Here is a 20,184-nt window from a genome sequence, read left to right as displayed (position 1 = left end):
CCGGAAGCTGGATTCTGCTTGATGGAAGCTTCTCCGCCGCCCGGCCGGACTGTCAAGAACGTCGCAACAATTTGTTGAAGCAGCCGAACTCCCGGCCGCGCTGCGGGACGGCACTGTCCGATCGACCAGACCGGGCGGATCGATGAGACCGACCGGCAAATGGAGGGTGGGTGAAGGAGCGGGTCGAGGGCCGAGTCCGGGCGGTGCCGACGAGGGAGCCGTGGCGAAGCCACGGCGACTGAGGAGAAGCCGTCCGGGCGACAGCCATCGGCCCGCGACGCCGCCCTCCATTTGCCGGTCGGTCTAAGGTGGGCGGGTGCGATTGATGGTGGAGTTCACGACAGAGCCGTTCGAACTGGACGGGTTCCCCGAGCACGCCAAGGCCGCGCGCCGGGTGGTGGACGAGGCGGGCCTCGCCGTCTCGGTCGGGCCGTTCGGCACCAGCGCCGAGGGCGACGCCGAGCCGGCCCTGGCCGCCGTCACCCGACTGCTGCGGGAGACCCTGGCGGCGGGGGCGAGCCGGATCTCGGTCCAGGTCAGTGTGTTGGACGAGCGGCCCGGCACCCCCGCGGCGCCCGGGCCGGAAGGATCCGAAGGAGGGGATAAGCAGTGAGCGACGCCCTGGACCACCCGCTCACCGCCGCCCTGCGGCCACTGCTGGACGCGGTCGGCGCGACCGCGGTCGCGCCGGCCGAGGCCCGCGCGGAGGACGTCGTCCTGGAGTGGGACGGCGCGCCCGCGCTGGCGGTGCGGCTGCCGCACCTGAGCAGTGCGCTGGACCGGCTGCTGGCCGAGATGGTCCGGCAGTTCGACGGGCGGCCGCTGACCGAGCTGGACCGCGCGGACAAGCAGCGGGTCGTCGCCCTGCTGGAGGAGCGCGGCGCATTCACCGTCCGCCACGGGGTGGAGACGGTCGCGTCGGCGCTCGGGGTCAGCCGGTTCACCGTGTACAACTACCTGAACCGGCAGGAGAAGGACTGACCCGCCGGGCCCTGCTTTGGCGGATCGCACACGGCGCCGGGTCGCGGACCCGGCGCCGTGTGCTGTCAGCACAAACAGTTCAACAAAGTGTTGACGGCCTGTTGCGGCCCATCTAGCTTGTGCGGGTGGCACCAACCCTCAGGAGGTCCACCGTGACCCAGCCACCCCCTGCTCTCTCGGCCCTGGCCGCCACCGGCGCGTCCGGGCTGCGGGAGATCCTGCTGGAGGTCTGCTCCAGCCCCACCTGGGCCGCCGCCGTCGCGGCGTCCCGCCCCTGGCACGACCGCGCCGAGCTGTCCGCCGCCAACGCGAAGGCGATGGCGGAGCTCTCCGCGGACGACCTGCACGACGCGATGGCCGGGCACGCCCGGATCGGCACCCCGAAGGCCGGCGACGCCACCTCCGAGCGCGAGCAGGCCGGCATCCGGGGCACCGCCCCGGCCGTGCTGGACGAGCTGCGCGCGGCCAACGCCGCCTACGAGGCGAAGTTCGGCCACGTGTTCCTGATCTGCGCGACCGGCCGCACCGCGGAGGGCATGCTCGCCGCGCTGCGCGAGCGGTACCCGAACGACACCGCCACCGAGGCGGAGAACGTCCGGGAGGAGCTGCGCAAGATCAACGAGATTCGCCTCGATCAACTGCTTGACGTCAAGCAATGAATTGACGGACAGTCACTTCCTGCCATTCAGTGAGGTCTTCCCCACCATGACCGGCATCTCCACGCATGTGCTCGACACCAGCCTCGGCCGTCCGGCCGAGGGCGTTCCGGTCGAGCTGGCACTGCACACCGAGGGTGGCTGGCAGGTGCTCGGCACCTCCGCCACGGACTCCGACGGCCGGGTCAAGGACCTGCCGGCCGCGGAGGCGGGCTCGGTCGTCCGGCTGCTGTTCGACACCGCGGCGTACTACGCGGGGTCGGCCGAGCAGCCGTTCTTCCCCGAGGTCTCGATCGTCTTCACGGTCGCGCCCGCGCAGCACCACTACCACGTGCCGTTGCTGCTCAACCCGTTCGGCTACTCGGTCTACCGCGGAAGCTAGGTAGACCGTCTGGAACCCTAGGAGCCACGTCATGGCCCACGTGCTCGGTCAGAACCAGTACGGCAAGGCGGAGAACCGCATCGTCCGGGTCTACCGCGATTCCACCCGCCACGAGATCAAGGACCTGAACGTCTCGGTCGCGCTGCGCGGCGAGTTCGACGACGTGCACCTCACCGGCTCGAACGCCAACTGCCTGCCCACCGACACCACCAAGAACACCGTGTACGCCTACGCCAAGGAGCACGGCATCGAGTCCGCCGAGGGCTTCGCGGTCCGGCTGGCCCGGCACTTCGTGGACGACACCGAGCGCGGCGTCGTGCACAGCGCCCGGATCCGGGTCGAGGAGTACGGCTGGGAGCGGATCAAGACCCCCGACTCCTCCTCCCGGTTCATCGGCTCCGAGGAGGTCGGCCACTCCTTCGTCCGCAAGGGCCAGGAGGTGCGCACCACCGAGGTGGTGTACGACGGCGACCGGTTCCGGGTGATCTCCGGGCTCAAGGACCTGGTGGTGCTGAACACCACCAACTCGGAGTTCTGGGGCTACATCAAGGACCGGTACACCACCCTCCAGGAGGCGTACGACCGCATCCTGGCCACCCAGGTCACCGCCCGCTGGGCGTTCGGCTTCCACGGCCGCGACGACCAGCCGGAGCCGAACTGGAACCGCTCGTACCAGCAGGTGCGCCGCCACCTGCTGGAGGCGTTCGCCGAGACCTACTCCTACTCGCTGCAGCAGACCCTGCACGCGATGGGCACCCGGGTGCTGAACAACCGCGCCGAGGTGGACGAGGTCCGCCTCGAACTGCCGAACAAGCACCACTTCCTGGTCGACCTGGAGCCGTTCGGACTGAAGAACGACAACGAGGTCTACTTCGCCGCCGACCGGATGTACGGCCTGATCGAGGGCACCGTGCACCGCGAGGGCGTCACCCCGGTCATCCCGGTCGCCTGACGCTCCGCCAACCGCCTTACGCAGCACCGCAGTTCCGCTCTCTCCCTCCCCCCACCGTTCGGAGACCGTGCCCGCCCTCACGGCGGCAGTCCCGGGAGCTGGAGAGCAGTCCGGAGGGACCCTGCACCGTCGTCCCGCCCTCCGGCCGATCCACACCCTCTCCAGCGCCCGGGTTGCGCCGAGAGCCTGGGGCAGCAAAGGGGCTACTTCCATGGCACTCCGCACCACCCCCACCACTGACGACGGTTCCACCCCCACCCACCCGGTGGACGAGGTGCTCTCCCCGCCGAAGCTGTTCGGCACCGGGCTGCAGCACGTCGCCGCGATGTACGCCGGCGTGGTCGCTCCACCCCTGATCGTGGGCGCGGGCGTCGGGCTGACCCCCGGCGAACTCGCCCTGCTGATATCGGCCAGCCTGTTCACCGCCGGACTGGCCACCCTGCTGCAGACCCTGGGCGTCTGGCGGATCGGGGCCCGGCTCCCGTTCGTCAACGGCGTCTCGTTCGCCGGCGTCGCACCGATGCTGGCGATCGCCAAGGAGCACGGCCCGAAGGACGCCCTCCCGGTGATCTTCGGCGCGGTGATCGTCGCGGGGGTCCTGTGCTTCCTCGCGGCACCGTACTTCTGCCGGCTCGTCAGGTTCTTCCCGGCGGTCGTGCAGGGCACCGTGATCACCCTGATCGGTGTCTCCCTGCTGCCGGTGGCGGTCAACTGGGCGCGCGGCGGCTCGCCGGGCGCGCCCGGCTACGGCTCCGCGAAGGCGGTCGGCCTGGCCGCGTTCACGCTGGCCGCCGTGGTGCTGGGCAACCGGCTGCTGCGGGGCTTCTGGCAGCAGATGTCCCTGCTGATCGGACTGGCCGTCGGCACCGCCGCCGCCTTCCCGCTCGGCCTGGCCGACTTCTCGAAGGTCGGCGAGGCGCAGGTGTTCGCGCTGCCCTCGCCGTTCCACTTCGGCGGGCCGCAGTTCGACATCGCGGCCATCGTGTCGATGTGCATCGTCATGGTGGTCTCGATGACCGAGTCCACCGCCGACATGCTGGCGCTGGGCCGGATCGTCGACCGCGAGGCGGACGAGCCGACCCTGGCGGCCGGCCTGCGCGCCGACGGCCTGGCCACCGCGGTCAGCCCGGTGTTCAACGGCTTCGCGTGCAGCGCGTTCGCCCAGAACATCGGACTGGTGGCGCTCACCAAGGTCCGCAGCCGGTTCGTGGTCGCGGCCGGCGGCGGGATCCTGGTGCTGCTGGGCCTGTTCCCGGTGCTCGGCTCGGTCGTGTCGCTGGTGCCGCAGCCGGTGCTCGGCGGCGCGGGGATCGTGCTGTTCGGCACGGTCGCGGCGTCCGGCATCCGCACCCTCGCGGAGGCCGGGATGGAGTCGACCTCGCACACCATCCTGGTGTCGGTGTCGCTCGGGGTCGGGATCATCCCGATCGCCGTACCGTCCTTCTACGACGGGTTCCCGGAGGCCGTCCGCACCCTGATGCACTCCGGCATCTCGGCCGGCTGCCTGGCCGCGGTGCTGCTCAACCTGCTGTTCCACCACGTCGGCTCCGCCGGCCGTTCCCTCCAAGGAGTACCCCCATGGCAGTCCAGCCCCCCGCCGCCGACCGGCGGATCGTGATCGAGAACGTCGCGATCGCCACCGTCGACGCCCAGGACACCGAGTACGCCCGCGGCCACGTGGTCGTGCTCGGCAACACCATCGAGTCGGTCGGCGACGGGCCCGCGCCCGCCTGGCTGGACAACGTGGCGCGACGGATCAACGGCGAGGGGCACCTGCTCACCCCCGGGCTGGTCAACACCCACCACCACTTCTACCAGTGGATCACCCGCGGCCTGGCCCAGGACAGCATCCTGTTCGACTGGCTGGTGGCGCTCTACCCGACCTGGGCACGCATCGACGAGGACCTGGTGCACGCCGCCACCCAGGGCTCCGCCGCGGCGCTGCTCAAGTCGGGCTGCACCACCGCCTCCGACCACCACTACGTCTTCCCGCGCGGCGGCGGCGACGTGCTGGGCGCCTCGGTGGCCGGCGTGCAGGAGCTGGGCCTGCGGTTCACCGCGCTGCGCGGCTCGATGGACCGCAGCAAGAAGGACGGCGGCCTGCCGCCGGACCACGCGGTCGAGGACACCGACGAGATCCTCGCCGCGTCCGAGAGCGCCGTCGACAAGTGGCACGACGCCTCGTTCGGCTCGATGCTGCAGGTCGCCATCGCGCCCTGCTCCCCGTTCTCGGTCTCCACCGAACTGATGCGGCAGTCCGCCGAGTTGGCCCGCCGCAAGGGCGTGCGGCTGCACACCCACGGCTCGGAGACCGCCGAGGAGGAGGAGTTCTGCAAGCAGCTGTTCGGGATGGGCCCCACCGACTACTTCGAGTCGACGGGCTGGCTCGGCGAGGACGTGTGGATGGCGCACTGCGTCCACATGAACGACTCCGACATCGCGAAGTTCGCCGAGACCGGCACCGGCGTCGCGCACTGCCCGTCCTCCAACGCCCGCCTCGCGGCCGGCATCGCCCGGGTCCCCGACATGCTGAGGGCGGGCGTCCCGGTCGGCCTCGGCGTGGACGGCACCGCCTCCAACGAGTCCGGCGAGCTGGGCACCGAACTGCGCAACGCGCTGCTGATCAACCGCCTGCACGGCCGCCCCGACGCCCTGACGGTCCGCCAGGCGCTGCGCCTGGGCACCATGGGCGGCGCCCGCGTACTGGGCCGCCAGGCCGAGATCGGCTCGATCGAGGCCGGCAAGCTCGCCGACCTCGCCCTGTGGAAGGTCGACGGCGTCCTGCACTCCTCGATCGCCGACCCGGTCGCCGCCCTCGTCCTGGGTGCCCTCCCGCCGCTGGCCGCGCTGTTCGTCAACGGCAACGCCGTGGTCGAGAACGGCCGCCTCACCACCGTCGACGAGGACCGGATCGCCCTCGCCGCCGCCCGCGCCGCCCGCGACCTCGCCGCCCGCGGCTGACACCCCCTCACACTCCGGGGGCCCGCCGCCAGGGACGACGGCGGGCCCCCGGACCCACGGCCCCGGACCCACGGCGAAGGGTCCGGGGTCGGCTCCGCGCTCCGCTCACGCCATCGCCGCACGCACCGCCGCCCCGCGCGCCACCGCCCGGATCGCCAGCCCCGCCGCTGCCAGCAGGGCGCCCAGGACGGCCCAGCCCGCGACGCCGTGGGCGAGGACGGTGGCGGTGACGACCAGCGGGCCGATCACGTGCGAGCCGGCCTGGCCGCTCATGAAGACGCCCTGGTACTCGCCGTGCCGGTCCGGGTCGGCCAGGTCGAGGCTGAGCGTCCAGCCGCCCGCGGAGGTGAGCAGTTCGGCGAGGCTGTGCAGCAGCACGCCGGTCAGCACCAGGGCCACCGCGAGGACGGCGCCGTGCCCGGCGGCGGCCGCGTACACCAGGCAGGCCGCGCCCAGCAGGACGCCGCCGCGGGCGCAGGCCCGGGCGGCCGAGCGGAGGTCGACCACGCCGCGGCCGGCGCGGACCTGGAACAGCACCACGGTCAGGCAGTTGACGATGCCGACCACCGCGACCAGGGCGCGCGGCGCGGCGGTGCGGGTGGCGATCCACAGCGGGATGCCGATCTCCAGCATGGCGAACTGCAGTTCCAGCACGGCGTGCAGGAAGGCCACCAGCAGGTAGCGCCGGTCGGCGAGCGCGGTGCGCGGCCTCCCGGCGCCGGTCCGCCGCCCGGCGGGGACTCCGGCCTCCGGCAGGCCGCGCAGCAGCAGCGAGGTGGCGGCGAAGCTGGCGGCGTCCACGGCCAGCGCGGCGGTGTAGCCCCAGTGGCTGTCCGACTGGAGGGCGAAGACCGCGCCGGTGGAGCCGATCACCAGCCCGGCGTTCATCACCGAGCGCAGCACCGCCCGCGAGCGCACCTGGTCCTCGGCGGGCAGCAGGTGCGCGATCAGCGCGCTGCGCACCACGATCGCGCCGCGTTCCAGCACGGTGGCGGTGACGATGGCGGCGACGAACGGCGCGAAGCCGTCGACGAAGGCGTAGGTGAGCACGGCCAGGCCCTGCAGCGGCCCGAGCAGGTACAGCAGCCGGCGGTGGCCGACCCGGTCGGCGAGCCGTCCGAACGGGACGCCGGCCAGCATCCCGGCGACTCCGGCGGCGGCCAGTCCGGTGGCCAACTGTCCGGCGCTCAGCCCTACTTGGCGGGTGAAGTAGAGGGCGCTGACGGAGTAGTAGAGGCCGTTGCCGACGGTGTTGACGGCGGTCATCACGGCGAGCCGGCGCAGGATCGGGTCTGCGGGCAGGAGGGAGCGGCGCCCGGCGGGCGCGGCGGCGGCGGTCATGCGGGCCAGGACACCAGGGTTCCCAGCGGCCGGGAATCCTTTTACCGTTGGGGTCAATGTTCGAGTTCGCCTTCGGCGTGGACGACCTCGCCACCACCTGGATCACCTACTCGCCGCTGCAGGAGGCGGTGTTCAGCCTGCGGGCCCGCCGCCGCCCGGCGGCGTACCCGCACTACCGGCGCTGGACGGCGTCCTGGGAGGCCGAGTACCGGGAGCTGGACTCCGCGCTGCTGGACGCGCTGGTGACGCCCCGGGTCTGGGTGCCGGACTTCCTGACGCCCCGTCCGGCGGGCCGGCGCCCGTCCTTCGAGAGCGAGTTGGCGGTCCTCGCGGCCACCGATCCGGCCGTCGTCGCCAAGGACTTCACGGCCGCGCACCAGGGCGACGGCGCGCCGCTGCCGCCCTCGCTGGCCACCCGGCTGGACGACCCGGCCGCCCTGCTGGCGCACTGTGTCGAGCAGTTGCGCGGCTACTGGGAGCGTTGCCTGCTGCCGCACTGGTGGCCGCGGGCGCGGGCGATCCTGGAGGCCGACCTGGCCCACCGGGGACGGATGTTCGCCGAGCACGGCGCGGAGGGCCTGTTCGCCGACCTCTCCCCCCAACTCTCTTGGAAATCAGGGGTGTTGCGGCTGGACGACCCCGACCCCCGGGTCCGGGCGCTGGGCGGCCGGTACACCCCGGTGGCGGGCCGCGGCCTGATCCTGCTGCCCACCCTGTGCGGCCGCGGGGCCCACACCGTGATCGACCCGGACGAGCCGCCGGTGATCAGCTACCCGGCCCGTGGCACGGCGCTGCTGGGCGAGCAGCAGCCGTTCCCCGAAGTGCCGGACGCGCTGGCCGAGTTGATCGGCCCCCCGCGGGCCCGCCTGCTCCTGCTGCTGGCCCACCCCGCCACCACCACCGCCCTGGCCCACCGCCTCGGCGTCACCCCGGGCGCCGTCAGCCGCCACCTGTCCGCCCTCACCGCCGCGGGCCTGCTCACCCGCACCCGGGCCGGCCGCAGCGTGCTGTACGCCCGCTCCCCCCTGGGCGCCGCCCTCGCCTCCGGCGAACGGTGAACTCCCCTACCCCACAGGGGTGTTGACCGGCCTACCGGTCCTGCTCCCACGGCCAGGCGGCGTCCCGTCCGGCTTCCAGCAGCGGGACGAGGCGGAACGCGGCGTCGGTCAGGCCGCCGAAGGTGTGGCGGTTGCCGGTGCCGGAGGGGGCGTGGCCGGTGCGGTAGCCGGCCAGGTTCCAGGTGTAGCAGGGGACGTGGGCGGGGACGGACGCCAGCGGGTCGTGCGGGAAGTCGCCGTACGCCTGCTCGTCGGTGACGATCACCACCCGGTCGTGGCCGCGGTAGTGGGTGCGGACGGCCTGGGCGGTGCTGGTGCCGCCGAGGTTGCCGAAGCGGTCGACCGCCTTGAGCAGGGAGTCTCCCCGCCGGAGGTCGATCGTCCGGCTGGTGGTGCCGAACTCGACCAGGTCGGCGCCGGCGGACCGCAGGGCGATCGCGGTGCCGAAGACGGCGGCGGTGTCGGCCCGGTTGAGTTCGGTCTGCGCGCTGGGCCGGTCGAACATCGAGCCGGAGCGGTCGACCAGGACGAGGGTGCGTCCGGGCAGCTGCGGCACGTTCTCCAGCGAGTGCCGCAGGGCCTGTTCCAGGGCGTGGCCCCAGCGCAGCGAGGGTGCGTGCCGGTGCGCGGCGAGGTAGCGGAACGGGAACTGGCGCGAGCGGCGGACTTCGTCGCGGTCGGCGATCCGCCGGGCGACGGTCGCGGCGACCTCGTCGGAGACCCCGGCCCGGTCGAAGTTGCGCAGGTTGCGGACCAGCGCCATCGGGCCCATGGACGGGATGACGGCTTCCCAGGCGGTGGCGTCCAGCGGGCCCTGTAGCCAGCCGGCCAGGGCCTCCCAGGTCATTCCGGCGGCGGCCAGGCGCTCGGCGCCGCCGGGGCTCTCCAGGACCGCCCGGCGTTCGGCCACGGGCAGGGCGGTCAGTTCCCGGTGGGCGGTCAGCACGGCGTTCCCGGCGGGCGGGAGGGCCTCGTCGGGGCGGTGGCGGCGGTCCAGCGCGTAGCGGAACAGCTCGCCCTGCCACGGCTTGTCGCGGTGCGGGGCGGGGTGGGTCAACTCCAGGACGTCGCCGAAGCGGTAGCCCTTGCTCGCGGTGTCGTACTTGAGCAGGGCGCGCGCGTCGTACATCCGGGCGGCGGCGTCGGCGACGCCGCGCTTGAGCGGCTTGGGCAGGGCGCGGCCGTAGCGGGAGGTCCAGTAGGCGAGCAGTTCGCCGGGCTCGTCGGGGCGCCGCAGCACCGCGTCGACGGCCTGGCGGGAGTGTCCGGGCAGGCCGGCGTCGAGCCGGGCGCGGGTGAACTCGGCGGCGCCGACCAGCGAAGCGGTGCGCATCGCGGCGCCGTGGCGCAGCCAGCGCAGCAGGCCGAGGGTCCATTCGGGGTCGCGGACGGCGAGGGTGCGGACGAGGGCGGTGTAGCGGTCGTCGCGGTCGCCGCCGCGTTCGTAGAAGCTGTCCTGGCCGACCAGGTTGGCGACGGCGAGCAGGAAGAGTTCGGACTTCTCGTCGCGCAGGTGGCCCGTTCCGCCGTTGTGGTTGCGGAGGGTTTGCCCGGTGGTGGTCACGGGCGAGGTCGGGCCGCTGGTGGCGGCGGGGCGGCGGCGGATGTTGAAGCGGGCCATGGGGTGGGTCCTCCTGCGTCCTGCGGGGAGGCATGCCGAACCGGGGCGTCCGAGGTCGTGCGGGCCGGAGCGGCCCGCCGCGGCGGAGGTGACAGTTCGGTGCTCTACCGCATTGAGCTACCGCCCGTGCGGGCACGGGCGACCGGGGATCGAACCCGGAACCGCCGAAACCAGAAGTATCCCCCGCCTGCGCACCGGACGCCCCGGCGCGGTGGCCTCCCGAGATCGAAAGCGGTGCCGGTGGTTTCGTTGGAGGAAGTAACCGGCGCCTGCGCACCGGGAGGTGGCAGTCGTGTGGAGTTGTGCGTCCGGGAGGCGATCCGTGCCTGCGCACCTGAACGGGCTTCACCCTAGCCCGGACGACCCCCCTGCCCGCACCTGCTTTTTCTCGACGGCCCCTCAGGCCTCGCGGCCCAGGGTCGCCAGGTAGGCGCGCCAGCCGCCGTGTTCGGTGATCTCGCGGTGGGTGCCGCGTTCGAGCTGGCCGCGGGCGAGGACCATCGACAGCGAGGGGGTGCCGTCGGCCAACTCGATGACGCCCAGCTCGAGTTCGAGGGGTTCGCCGGGGAGGACGGCGTCCCGGAGGTGTTCCAGCGGGAGGTCGTACAGTTCGCCCTCGATGGCGGTGTCGACGTTCGGGTCGGCGAGCAGGGCGGGGCATTCGTCGCGGATGGAGAAGAAGCGGTAGCCGGGGGCGGTGCTGACCGGGCCGACCAGGTGGCCGTGGACCTTGGCGTGGAAGGGGCCGCCGGTCATCGCCTGGCCGTTGAAGAAGATGCGTGCCATGGTGCTCCTTTCGTCGGGCCGCCCCGCACCGCGGCCGATGTGAGGGTGCCTGCGGTGCGGGGCGGAGCGCGTGGGCGTTCGCTCAGTCGATGAGGGCGAGCGCCGGGAGGGTGAGGAAGTCGGGGAAGTCCTCGACGAGGGCGACCTGTTCGAACAGCGCGGCGGCTTCCGTCCAGCGGCCGGCGGCGTACCCCTGTTCGCCCAACTCGGCTTGCAGCGCGGCGAGTTCTTCGGCGACCAGGCGGCGGACGAGTTCGGCGGTGGTCTTCTCGCCGGTGTCGGCGAGGACCACGCCGTTGTGGATCCACTGCCAGATCTGGGAGCGGGAGATCTCGGCGGTGGCGGCGTCCTCCATCATGTGGAAGATGCCGACGGCGCCGAGGCCGCGCAGCCAGGCCTCGATGTAGCGGACGCCGACCTGGACGGCGTTGTGCAGTCCGGTGTGCGTGCAGCTGCCGCCGGCCGCGGCGACGTCGAGGAGCTGGGCGGGGGTGACCGGTTCGGGCGCGCCGGGGTTGTCCTTCTGGTGCGGGCGCTCGCCGAGCACGGCGTCGAAGCAGGCGCGGGCGACGGGCACCAGGTCGGGGTGGGCGACCCAGGAGCCGTCGAAGCCGCCGTTCGCCTCGCGCTCCTTGTCGGCCCGGACCTTGACCAGGGCGGCGGCGTTGACCTCGGGGTCCTTGCGGGAGGGGATGAACGCGGCCATGCCGCCGATGGCGTGGGCGCCGCGCCGGTGGCAGGTCCGGACGAGCAGGCGGGTGTAGGCGGCCATGAACGGGGAGGCCATGGTGACGGTGTTGCGGTCGGGCAGCACGTAGCGCTCGCCGGCGTCCCGGAAGTTCTTCACGATGGAGAACAGGTAGTCCCACCGGCCGGCGTTCAACCCGGCGGCGTGCTCGCGCAGTTCGTAGAGGATCTCGTCCATCTCGAAGGCGGCGGTGATGGTCTCGATCAGCACGGTGGCGCGGATCGTGCCGTGCGGGATGCCGAGGGCGGCCTGGGCGTGGGTGAAGACCTCGTTCCAGAGCCGGGCCTCCAGGTGGCTCTCGGTCTTGGGGAGGTAGAAGTAGGGGCCGGAGTTGGGGTCCTGCTCGCCCTTGGCGATGAGCCGGGCGGCGTTGTGGAAGAAGTACAGGCCGAAGTCGACGAAGGCGCCGGCCACCGGTTCGCCGTCGACGGTGAGGTGCCGCTCGTCCAGGTGCCAGCCGCGCGGGCGGACCACGACGGTGGCGAGTTCGGCGGCGGGCTTGAGCGCGTACGCCTTGCCCTGGGGGCTGGTGAAGTCGATCCGGCCCTCGAAGGCGTCGATCAGGTTGACCTGGCCGGAGACGACGTTCTCCCAGGTGGGGGCGGTGGCGTCCTCGAAGTCGGCGAGCCAGACCTTCGCGCCGGAGTTGAGCGCGTTGATGACCATCTTGCGGTCGGTGGGGCCGGTGATCTCGACCCGGCGGTCGGTGAGGGCGCGCGGGGCGGGGGCGACCTGCCAGTCGCCGGAGCGGACGTCGGCGGTGTGCGGCAGGAAGTCCAGCGTGCCGGTGCGGGCGATCTCGGCGCGGCGCTCGCGGCGGGCGGCCAGCAGTTCGCGGCGGCGGCCCTCGAACGCCCGGTGCAGGTCGGCGACGAACTGCAGTGCTCCCGCGGTCAGCACCTCCCCGGCGCGCGGCACCGGCGGACCGGAGACCGTGACACCGGGGACGGAGGGGGACGAACCCTGATCTGCGGCGGCCATGGGCAGGACTCTCCTTGGGCTGTTCCGTTCTGTACAGTGGAGACTAGTTTCCGCGATACAGAATTTCAACGGTTTGTTGATGAATCGCGTGGACTCTACTCCTCCCCGGACATTGAAGGGAACGCCCGTGGCCAGCACCTCCACCGAACGCACCACCGGCTCGGTGCAGTCCGTCGAGCGCGCCTTCCAGCTCCTGGAGGCGCTCGCCGACTCCGGCGGCATCGCCACCCTCAGCGAGCTGTCCGCCAGCTCCGGCCTGCCGATGCCGACCATCCACCGCCTGGTCCGCACCCTGGTCGCCCAGGGCTACGTCCGGCAGGACACCGCCCGCCGCTACACCCTCGGCCCGCGCCTGATCCGCCTCGGCGAGACCGCCGGCCGCCTCCTCGGCTCCTGGGCCCGCCCCTACCTGGCCGAACTCATGGAGGCCACCGGCGAGACCGCCAACCTGGCCGTCCTGGAGGGCGGCGAGGTGGTCTACGTCGGGCAGGTCCAGTCCCGCCGCTCCATGCGTATGTTCACCGAGGTCGGCCGCCGCGTCCAGCCCCACTGCACCGGCGTCGGCAAGGCGCTGCTCGCCCAGCTCCCCGAGGACGAGGCCCGCGCCCTGCTCGGCCCCGGCCCGCTCCAGGCGCACACCCCGCACACCGTCACCATCCCCGCCGCGCTGCTCGCCCAGCTCGCCACCGCCCGCGAGCTCGGCTACGTGGTCGACGACCAGGAGCAGGAGATCGGCGTCCGCTGCATCGCCGTCGCCGTCCCCGGCGCCCCCACCCCCACCGCCCTCTCGGTCTCCGGCCCCGAGGCCCGCATCCAGGCCCTGGAGGCCCAGTCCGGCGCCGCCGGCCTGGTCCCGCTCATGCAGGCGATCGCCGCCCGCCTCGGCGAGGTCCTCTGACGGTGCGTCAACTCGCTTCTCCTGCCTAGCTGTTGTGCAGGTGGCCCATCAGCCGGTGCCAGAACCCGTCCGGTTCGGCGGCCGCCTCCGGGTCCACCCGCCGCAGCAGCGCCGTGAAGCGCCGCTCGACGCCCGCCGGGTCGAGGTGGTCGCGGTAGCGGAGGCCGGTCTCGTAGAAGGGGCGCTCCGCCTCCAGGGCGTGCAGCGCCAGGACGAACGCGTCGATCCGGGTCGCGGCCAGCTGCGGGGGCCCGCCGTCCGGGACGTTGCGGACCCGGCCGGTGACGGTGTCCAGGTGGAAGCAGTCCGCGCCGAACCGGCCGAGCGCCAGCCGGTGCGCCGCCCCGGGTTCACCCCCGGTCCGCGCCTCGCCCCACCGGAGCTCCGGCTGCAGGGCCAGGAACGCGGCGTCGCCCGGCAGCCCGACCTCCCGCAGGAACACCCGGCTCGGCCGGTGCGCGACCGCGGCCGCCGAGCGCCCGTCCAGGGTGACCATCCCGTCCGCGCCGAACACCGCCCGCGCCGCGCCCCGGTCGAGCAGGAAGCCGTGCACGAGCGCGTCGTCGGGCCCGGGCGGCGCCGCGAAGTCGACGGTCGCCAGGCAGGTCCGGAAGCGCTCGGCCGCCAGCCGCAGCCGGTCCTCGTGCCGGTCCAGCGCCACCGCGCAGCGCTCCACCTCCACCGGGTCGAAGCGGTGCTCCGGGCCGAGGTCCTCGCCCCGGTCGAGCGCGGCGAACAGCTCCGCGGAGCGCGGCCGCCCGGGCCCGCGCGACGCCTCGGCGACGATCGCCCCCAGCTGGTCGGCCGCGACCTCGCTGACCTGGTCCAGCGCGTAGTGCTCCAACTGCCGCTGCAGGTAGGCGATCTGCTTCTCCGCCGCAGCAGCCCGGTCCGCCACCGGCCGGCCCTCGTCCGCCGCCAGCGCCGCCAGTTCCTCGACCACCTCGTTCTGCATGCCGGCGATCACGTCGGCCGCCACCTGCAGCCGCCGCGCGCACGTCCGCGCCCCGGCCACCATCCGGGCCATCCGCCCCTGGGCCGCCTCCCGGTACTCGGCCAGCAGCGCCTCGTACACCGGCCCCCGGTAGTGCGCCCCCAGCCCGGTCAGCTCCCGCAGCCCCTCCCGCAGGTTCTCCTCCAGCGCGTCGGCGAACTCCCCCACGTACCGCCCGAACCGCCGCACCGCCCCGTCGTTCGACGGCTCCCACCCCACCCCGGCGCCGTCGAGGAACACCCTTGCCGCACCCGGCAGTTCGGCCGTCCACACCGCTGCCCCGCCTGCATCCCCCGCAGTTCCCATGCGCCCCACGCTACCCGCCGCCCGGCGTGGTCCGGCGGGGCGGCCCGGGTGGCGCGACTACGCTGGGTGCACGACTGACCGCGCTCCGCCGGAGGCCCCCGTGCACCGTCTCCCCGCCCTGCTCGCCGCGCCCCTGCTCGCCCTGGGGGCGCTGGGAGCGGCCGCCGCCCCCTCGGACTCGGACCTGCGGGTGGTGCGGCTGGATCCGGACCCGGTGGCGCCGGGCGGGGTGACGACGGTGCACGCCTTCGTCGCCAACGGCGGTCCGCAGACCACGGGTTCGCCGTTCACGGTGGTGGTGGAGCTGCCGCCGGGCTTCGCCCCGGAGGGGCCGTACTTCCCGTCCTCGTGCACGGCCGCCGGGCGGACGGTGAGCTGCGTGTTCCCGGCGGGCCTGCCGCCGCTGCGGTCGGCGACGGCGCTGGTGCCGGTGCGGGCGGACGCGCAGCTGCCCCACGGCCTGCGGACCGCGGGGCAGGTGCGGGTGGTGAGCGCGGACGACCGCGTCCCGGCGAACGACCGGACGGCGTTCGCGCTCACCGTCACGTGAGGGTCCGTCAGCGGTAGACCCGCAGGTAGTCGGCGCTGAACGAGACCGGCGCGCTGCCGCTCGCCGCCGGGTGGTACTGGCCGGCGCTGAGCGACAGGTTGAGGATCGGGTAGGCCGACCAGTTCGCGCCGACGCCGGTGCCGTCGGAGAACACCTTCGCCCCGTTGACGTACCAGTCGACCGAGTCGGCGCCGTAGTAGGTGCCGATGGTGACCCAGCGGTCGGGGGCGACCGCGTTCGCGTCGGTGTGGTACTTCAGGCCGGAGCGGATCCGGTTGGAGAGTTCGAGCAGGTTCGGGTTGTCGGGGTGGTACTCGAAGCTGTCGATCTCGTTGTTGCCGTCCTTCCAGGTCCACAGCGCGGGCCAGGCGCCGGTGCCGGCGGGCAGCTTCACCCGGGCCTCGATGTAGTCGCCGGTGCGGACCTGGAAGCCGTCCTTGCTGTACTCGGTGGTGAGCAGGCCGGTGTCCCAGGCCTGCTTGCCGTTCTCCAGGGTGTGCGCGGAGGGGGTGGCGGTGAAGGTGGCGACGCCGCCGGAGACGGTGACGGCGGACGGGGCCAGCCAGTCCAGCTTGTTGTCGTCGGGGTTGTGGCTGCCGTAGCGGTAGGCGCTGCTGCGGTCGCCGGTCCACTTGCTGCCCCAGGCGATCGGCCCGGAGAACTCCTCCGACCAGGTCAGCGACTTGCCCGGGACGGGCGCCTGGCCCGGGGCCGGGTCCGGCGCCGTCGGCGTGGTGGGCGTGGTCGGGGCCGTGGGCGTGGTCGGGGCCGTCGGCGTGGTCGGCGCGGTGGTGGCGCCGGCGACGGTGAGGGTGCGCGAGGGCAGGTTGTGCCAGCCGCCCGCGGTGTCCTGCCAGAACCCGAACTGGGTGTAGGTGCCGGCCGGCAGGGTGCGCGCGCCGGTGGTGACGGTGACGCCGCCGGAGCAGATCCGGACGTTGCTCGCGCTGCCGGGGAAGTCGAGGTTGGCGCCGGCCGCGTCGCGGATGCCGACGCCGACGGTCTTCGCGGTGAAGCAGCGGTTCGCGTGCAGGGTCAGCGAGGCGGTGCTCGCGCTGCCGGCGGTCATCCCGGCCGGGGCGAGCCGGTCCTGGACGACGGTGGTGCCGGTGGCGGCGCCGGCGGGTCCGGCGGCCAGCGGCACGCCGACCAGCGCGGCGGCGCCGGCCAGCACGCCGAGACGGGCGGGGGTGGCAAGGGGTGTGGGTCGCATGGGACGGGTTCCTCCGCGACGCCTGCGAGGTGAGCTGTCGGGTTCGGGCGCCGAGGCCGCCCGGCCGCGCGAAGGCGCGGCTTCACCCCGAGCCATGCCTGGGCCCGCCGCCGGGCAGGGGCGGGGGAAGGCGTGGCGTACTGCGGTGGGTCCCCCGCTCCCGCCCGTGGTCTGTGCTGTGGGACGACGCCGTCGGTCGGGCGGGATTCGGCGTCCCGTCGGCGGGTGCGTCCGGTCCTGGACGCACCCGCAGGCTAGGCAGATTGTCGCTTTGTCTCCAAGGGGCCGGGGCCCGCTGAGAGCACTCTCACATCGCGCTCCGTCATCCCGGCCGGGCGCCGACCTGGGCGGTCACGGCGGGGGCCCGGGCGAGTTCCAGGTGGTCGAGGCCGCCGAGCAGCGCGGTGCCGCCGACCGTCGGGACGCCGGTGGTGTCCAGCGCGCCGGCGGTGGACACCAGGCCGCCGCCGGGGCCGCGGGTCTCGTTCAGGATGCCGGGGATGTCCGCCGAGCCGCCCGCCGGCAGTGCGGTGGACGGGGACCTGAGCGGGTGGCGCACCGGGCATCCTCGGACGGGGGCGACGGGGGGTCCGGGCACGGTAGGGGCGGTGGCGCCCGGGCCCCGCGGGTCAGGGCCGCGCCCCGCGGGCGCCGCTGGTGGCGGTCCGGCACGCGGCGGCGGGGTGGTGCGGCGGTGACCCTGAAGTGAAGTGTTCGCGCCAAGGGTTCCACCGGATCCGACGGGGCGTCACACTGCTGGCATGCGAATGACTCTACGCGCGTTGAAGATCCGTGCCGCCTCGGTCGCCGCCCTCGGCCTGCTGACCCTCGCCCCGACCGCCGTGGCCGCCGGCCAGGCGCACGCCGCCGTCAGCGGGAACATCTGCTACACGGCGCTGCCCAGCCAGGGCCGCGACACCATCCGCCTGATCGACGCGGGCGGGCCGTTCCCGTACTCGCAGGACGGCGTGGTGTTCCAGAACCGCGAGGGCGTCCTGCCCGCGCAGTCCACCGGCTACTACCACGAGTACACCGTGATCACCCCGGGCAGCCCGACCCGCGGCACCCGGCGGATCATCACCGGCAAGGTCCACCACGAGGACTACTACACGGCCGACCACTACGCGTCGTTCCGCCGCGTCGACTTCGGCTGCTGACCGGAGCCCCGGTCCGATAGGTTGGGCGGGTGCGGCCGACCCGGTCGCACCCGCCCGCCGATCCGACCCGCCCGAAGGACCGAGGACCTCCATGAACGCCCCCCTGCCGGGCTTCGCCGGCCGCACCTACCTCTTCGAGGTCGACAACGGCGCCTCCTTCCGCAACTCCTACTCCGCGGACGGCACCCGGCTGCGCTGGGAGGGCCTCGGCGAGTCGGCCGGCCAGTACGAGGACGTCCCGCTGCACGTCGCGGCCGTCGCCCCCGGCGTCTGGTTCGTCTCCTGGACGGAGCGCAGCGGCATCACCGTCAGCCACGTCATGGACCTCACCGCCCTGACCGTGAAGGTCTTCTGGACCTGGGAGGGCGAGACCGGCCGGGTCGGCGAGCTGCACACCGGCACCCTCACCCCGGCCTGACCCTCCCCCGCCCTTCCGCCCCGGCGCCCACAGCCTCGAACGCTCGGCCCCTCAGGCTTTCAGCCGCTGCGACAGGAACCGGAACCCGGCCGGCAGCAGCTTGATCCAGGTCGTGTAGTTGTGCCCGCCGTCGGGGACGGAGGCCACCGCGGTGGCCAGCGGCGGCTTCGCGGCGGCGGTGAACGCGTCGGCCTCGGCGCGGAAGTCGCCGTCGCCCTTCTCGGCGCCGCTGAGCATGACCCCGGTGGCGGGCATCGGCAGGTTGCGCAGCCGCCACAGCAGGTCGGCCTCGTCGCGGCGCTGCTGGCTGCCCTTGAACAGGTCGCCGGTGGTGACGTCCTCGGCGGCCTTCAGGTAGCCGGAGATGGAGACGCCGCCCGCGAACACCTCGGGGTGGCGCATGGCGAGCTTGGCGGCGCAGTAGCCGCCGGTGGAGTTGCCCATCACGCCCCAGCCGCCGGGGCCGTCGGCGGTCCGGTAGGTGGCGCCGATCGCGCGCGGGACGTCCGCGGCGAAGTAGGTCTCGGCCTGCGTCCCGCCGGGGACGTCCTCGCACTCGGGGTCGGCGGGCATCGCGGGCGAGGGGCGCATCAGCACCAGGACGGTGGGCTGCATCCGGCCGGCCCGGATCTCGTCGAGGGCGACGCCCGGGTAGTTGAAGCGGGTGATCAGGGCCTTGGCGTCGCCGGGGAAGCCGGTCATGGCGATGACCGCGGGGAACCTGCGCCGCTCGTTGCCGGGCTGGAAGTACTGCGGCGGCAGGTAGACGTACCCGTCGGTGCTCAGGCCGGTGCGGGCGCCGGGGATCCGCACCGCGCGGATCGCGCCGACCCGCTCCGGGTCGCGCGGGCCGCCGGTGTTGACCGGTTCGCTGCCGGTCTCCTGGGCGGGCAGCACCGGGAGGTCCGGCGGGTCCGGCTGCCGGGAGGCCGTGGCGGACGGGGCCGGGGCGGCCTGGGCGGCGGGTGCGGCGGCGGCCTTCACAGCGACCGGGGCGTCCGGTCCGGTGCCCAGCAGGTCGTTCCAACTGCTGTAGAACGAGAAGTAGTTGTTGGCCAGCAGGCCGATCACGGCGAGCAGCGCGAGCTGGCTGCCGAGCAGCATGCCGATCCGTCCGAGCACCGCCCGCCAGTGCCGCCGGGCGAGGGCGGGCCACCACCAGACGGTCGCCCCGAGCGCCGCCACCGCGACCTCGATCGTGAACAGCAGCAGTGTCGTGCTGGTCAGCCCCATGCCCCGTGCTCCCCGTGCCTTCCGCTCGCGGTGTTCCCCGCGCGGCGCGGCCGGGCCGGTGGGCGGGGTGCGCGCGCGGGGGTGCGGCAAGCAGTATGCCCGCCGCCGGGGTGACGCCCGCACCCGCTCCCGCGGTTCCCCCGCCCCGGGCCGGTCGGTCCGGGGCGGGGGCGGGGGTGTCAGGCGTGGGTGCCGCCGTCGATCCGGATCTCGGTGCCGGTGACGAACGCGCCGTCGTCGGAGGCCAGCATGGCGATCACGCCGGCCACCGTCTCGGGGCCCGCGAAGCCCTGGCCGATCGCGGGCTGCAGCTTGGCGAACCACGCCATGTCGGCGTCCGCGGGCAGGCCCGGGTCGGCGGTCATGCCGGAGGCGATCGAGCCGGGCGCGACGCTGACGGCGCGCAGGCCCTGCTTGGCGTACTCGGCGGCGATGGCGTGCGTGAAGGACTGGATGCCGCCCTTGGACGCGGCGTACGCGGCCATGTAGGGGTGGGCGAAGGAGGCGGAGGTGGAGGAGAAGTTGACCACCACGCCGCGGCCGGTGGCCAGCAGCGCGGGCAGCGCCTCCCGGGTGACCAGGAAGGTGCCGGTGAGGTTGACGGCCAGCATCCGGTTCCAGAACTCCAGCGTGGTCTGCTCGGTGTGCGCGGAGCGCAGGATGCCCGCCGCGTTGACCAGCGCGTCCAGGCCGCCGAGGGCGGTGATGGCGCCGCCGATGCCGTCCCGGACGGACGCCTCGTCGGAGATGTCGACCACCGCGGTGGTCAGCCGGTCGGCGGTGCCGTCGGCCTCGGCCTGCTGCCGGGTGGCGGCGAGGCTGGCCTCGACCACGTCGGCGGCGACCACGGTGCCGCCCTCGGCGAGGATCCGGTGGACGGTGGCCTGGCCGATGCCGGAGCCGGCGCCGGTGATCAGGACGCGGCGGCCTTCGAAACGCTTCATGACG

General features: G+C 73.8%; 21 protein-coding genes. 12 read left to right on the top strand and 9 right to left on the bottom strand.

Annotation, left to right across the window (positions count from 1 at the left end):
• Window positions 1–316 precede the first annotated feature (316 nt).
• The 7 genes from OU787_RS29070 (at window position 317) to OU787_RS29040 (ending at window position 5,932) form a co-directional block, all read left to right on the top strand.
• A complete protein-coding gene (locus tag OU787_RS29070) occupies window positions 317–613 on the top strand; it encodes a thiamine-binding protein (protein ID WP_232794979.1) in 297 nt (98 codons plus the stop codon).
• Window positions 610–981 carry a helix-turn-helix domain-containing protein gene (locus tag OU787_RS29065; protein WP_030460518.1) on the top strand — a complete coding sequence of 124 codons (372 nt, stop codon included), beginning with the start codon at window positions 610–612 and terminating at the stop codon, window positions 979–981. The genes OU787_RS29070 and OU787_RS29065 overlap by 4 nt, the downstream gene beginning before the upstream one ends.
• Before the next feature lie 152 nt (window positions 982–1,133).
• Window positions 1,134–1,640: a 2-oxo-4-hydroxy-4-carboxy-5-ureidoimidazoline decarboxylase gene (gene uraD, locus OU787_RS29060; protein WP_157852356.1), complete on the top strand. Its 507-nt coding sequence runs from the start codon at window positions 1,134–1,136 to the stop codon at window positions 1,638–1,640.
• A 46-nt stretch (window positions 1,641–1,686) separates the two neighbouring features.
• On the top strand, window positions 1,687–2,019 hold the full coding sequence (gene uraH, locus OU787_RS29055; protein WP_030460516.1) for a hydroxyisourate hydrolase: 333 nt from the start codon (window positions 1,687–1,689) through the stop codon (window positions 2,017–2,019).
• Window positions 2,020–2,050: 31 nt separating this feature from the next.
• On the top strand, window positions 2,051–2,971 hold the full coding sequence (gene pucL / locus OU787_RS29050; protein ID WP_030460515.1) for a factor-independent urate hydroxylase: 921 nt from the start codon (window positions 2,051–2,053) through the stop codon (window positions 2,969–2,971).
• A 211-nt stretch (window positions 2,972–3,182) separates the two neighbouring features.
• Window positions 3,183–4,589, top strand: a complete 1,407-nt coding sequence (locus OU787_RS29045) for a nucleobase:cation symporter-2 family protein (protein ID WP_030460514.1) — start codon at window positions 3,183–3,185, stop codon at window positions 4,587–4,589.
• The gene (locus tag OU787_RS29040) at window positions 4,550–5,932 is read left to right on the top strand and encodes an 8-oxoguanine deaminase (RefSeq protein ID WP_268661142.1); all 1,383 of its coding nucleotides are present in this window, start codon (window positions 4,550–4,552) and stop codon (window positions 5,930–5,932) included. Before OU787_RS29045 ends, OU787_RS29040 begins: the two co-directional genes overlap by 40 nt.
• A 105-nt stretch (window positions 5,933–6,037) precedes the next feature.
• Here the strand turns inward: OU787_RS29040 and OU787_RS29035 are convergent, their stop codons facing one another.
• Complete coding sequence (locus OU787_RS29035) at window positions 6,038–7,273, bottom strand: MFS transporter (protein WP_268661141.1); 1,236 nt, start codon at window positions 7,271–7,273, stop codon at window positions 6,038–6,040.
• A 56-nt stretch (window positions 7,274–7,329) separates the two neighbouring features.
• On the opposite strand from OU787_RS29035, the gene OU787_RS29030 reads away from it, so the two are divergent.
• Window positions 7,330–8,331, top strand: coding sequence for an ArsR/SmtB family transcription factor (locus OU787_RS29030; RefSeq protein WP_268661140.1), 1,002 nt, complete (start codon window positions 7,330–7,332; stop codon window positions 8,329–8,331).
• A 31-nt stretch (window positions 8,332–8,362) separates the two neighbouring features.
• Here OU787_RS29030 and OU787_RS29025 read toward each other — a convergent pair whose 3' ends face one another.
• The 3 genes from OU787_RS29025 to aceB form a co-directional block, all read right to left on the bottom strand.
• Window positions 8,363–9,952 (bottom strand): TROVE domain-containing protein, encoded by a 1,590-nt coding sequence (locus OU787_RS29025; RefSeq protein WP_268661139.1) that lies wholly within the window; start codon window positions 9,950–9,952, stop codon window positions 8,363–8,365.
• Between the two features lie 399 nt (window positions 9,953–10,351).
• Window positions 10,352–10,738: an allophanate hydrolase-related protein gene (locus OU787_RS29020; protein ID WP_123561602.1), complete on the bottom strand. Its 387-nt coding sequence runs from the start codon at window positions 10,736–10,738 to the stop codon at window positions 10,352–10,354.
• An 82-nt stretch (window positions 10,739–10,820) separates the two neighbouring features.
• Window positions 10,821–12,467: a malate synthase A gene (gene aceB, locus OU787_RS29015; RefSeq protein ID WP_268661138.1), complete on the bottom strand. Its 1,647-nt coding sequence runs from the start codon at window positions 12,465–12,467 to the stop codon at window positions 10,821–10,823.
• A gap of 79 nt (window positions 12,468–12,546) precedes the next feature.
• On the opposite strand from aceB, the gene OU787_RS29010 reads away from it, so the two are divergent.
• Entirely contained in the window at window positions 12,547–13,365 is an 819-nt protein-coding gene (locus tag OU787_RS29010; RefSeq protein WP_268661137.1) for an IclR family transcriptional regulator, read from the top strand.
• Between the two features lie 25 nt (window positions 13,366–13,390).
• Here the strand turns inward: OU787_RS29010 and OU787_RS29005 are convergent, their stop codons facing one another.
• Window positions 13,391–14,665, bottom strand: coding sequence for an SUKH-4 family immunity protein (locus OU787_RS29005; protein ID WP_268661136.1), 1,275 nt, complete (start codon window positions 14,663–14,665; stop codon window positions 13,391–13,393).
• 100 nt (window positions 14,666–14,765) lie between these two features.
• Between OU787_RS29005 and OU787_RS29000 the strand changes: the two genes are divergently transcribed.
• A complete protein-coding gene (locus tag OU787_RS29000; protein WP_268661135.1) occupies window positions 14,766–15,215 on the top strand; it encodes a hypothetical protein in 450 nt (149 codons plus the stop codon).
• Window positions 15,216–15,222: 7 nt separating this feature from the next.
• Here the strand turns inward: OU787_RS29000 and OU787_RS28995 are convergent, their stop codons facing one another.
• Together OU787_RS28995 and OU787_RS28990 are read right to left on the bottom strand one after the other, a co-directional pair.
• Entirely contained in the window at window positions 15,223–16,428 is a 1,206-nt protein-coding gene (locus OU787_RS28995; RefSeq protein WP_081966935.1) for a glycoside hydrolase family 16 protein, read from the bottom strand.
• 322 nt (window positions 16,429–16,750) lie between these two features.
• On the bottom strand, window positions 16,751–16,987 hold the full coding sequence (locus OU787_RS28990) for a hypothetical protein (protein ID WP_268661134.1): 237 nt from the start codon (window positions 16,985–16,987) through the stop codon (window positions 16,751–16,753).
• 202 nt (window positions 16,988–17,189) lie between these two features.
• On the opposite strand from OU787_RS28990, the gene OU787_RS28985 reads away from it, so the two are divergent.
• A complete protein-coding gene (locus OU787_RS28985; protein ID WP_030460503.1) occupies window positions 17,190–17,585 on the top strand; it encodes a ribonuclease domain-containing protein in 396 nt (131 codons plus the stop codon).
• A gap of 91 nt (window positions 17,586–17,676) precedes the next feature.
• Window positions 17,677–18,003, top strand: coding sequence for a MoaF-related domain-containing protein (locus OU787_RS28980; RefSeq protein ID WP_030460502.1), 327 nt, complete (start codon window positions 17,677–17,679; stop codon window positions 18,001–18,003).
• A 51-nt stretch (window positions 18,004–18,054) separates the two neighbouring features.
• On the opposite strand, the gene OU787_RS28975 is transcribed toward OU787_RS28980, so the two are convergent.
• Both OU787_RS28975 and OU787_RS28970 read right to left on the bottom strand, forming a co-directional pair.
• On the bottom strand, window positions 18,055–19,236 hold the full coding sequence (locus OU787_RS28975; RefSeq protein ID WP_268661133.1) for an alpha/beta hydrolase: 1,182 nt from the start codon (window positions 19,234–19,236) through the stop codon (window positions 18,055–18,057).
• Between the two features lie 179 nt (window positions 19,237–19,415).
• The gene (locus OU787_RS28970; RefSeq protein WP_268661132.1) at window positions 19,416–20,180 is read right to left on the bottom strand and encodes an SDR family NAD(P)-dependent oxidoreductase; all 765 of its coding nucleotides are present in this window, start codon (window positions 20,178–20,180) and stop codon (window positions 19,416–19,418) included.
• Window positions 20,181–20,184: the final 4 nt, after the last annotated feature.

The organism is Kitasatospora sp. YST-16 (assembly GCF_026802215.1).
Lineage (GTDB): Bacteria > Actinomycetota > Actinomycetes > Streptomycetales > Streptomycetaceae > Kitasatospora > Kitasatospora cineracea.
The sequence above is the reverse complement of the archived record's forward strand: the minus strand, read 5'-3'. Positions and strand labels throughout refer to the sequence as shown.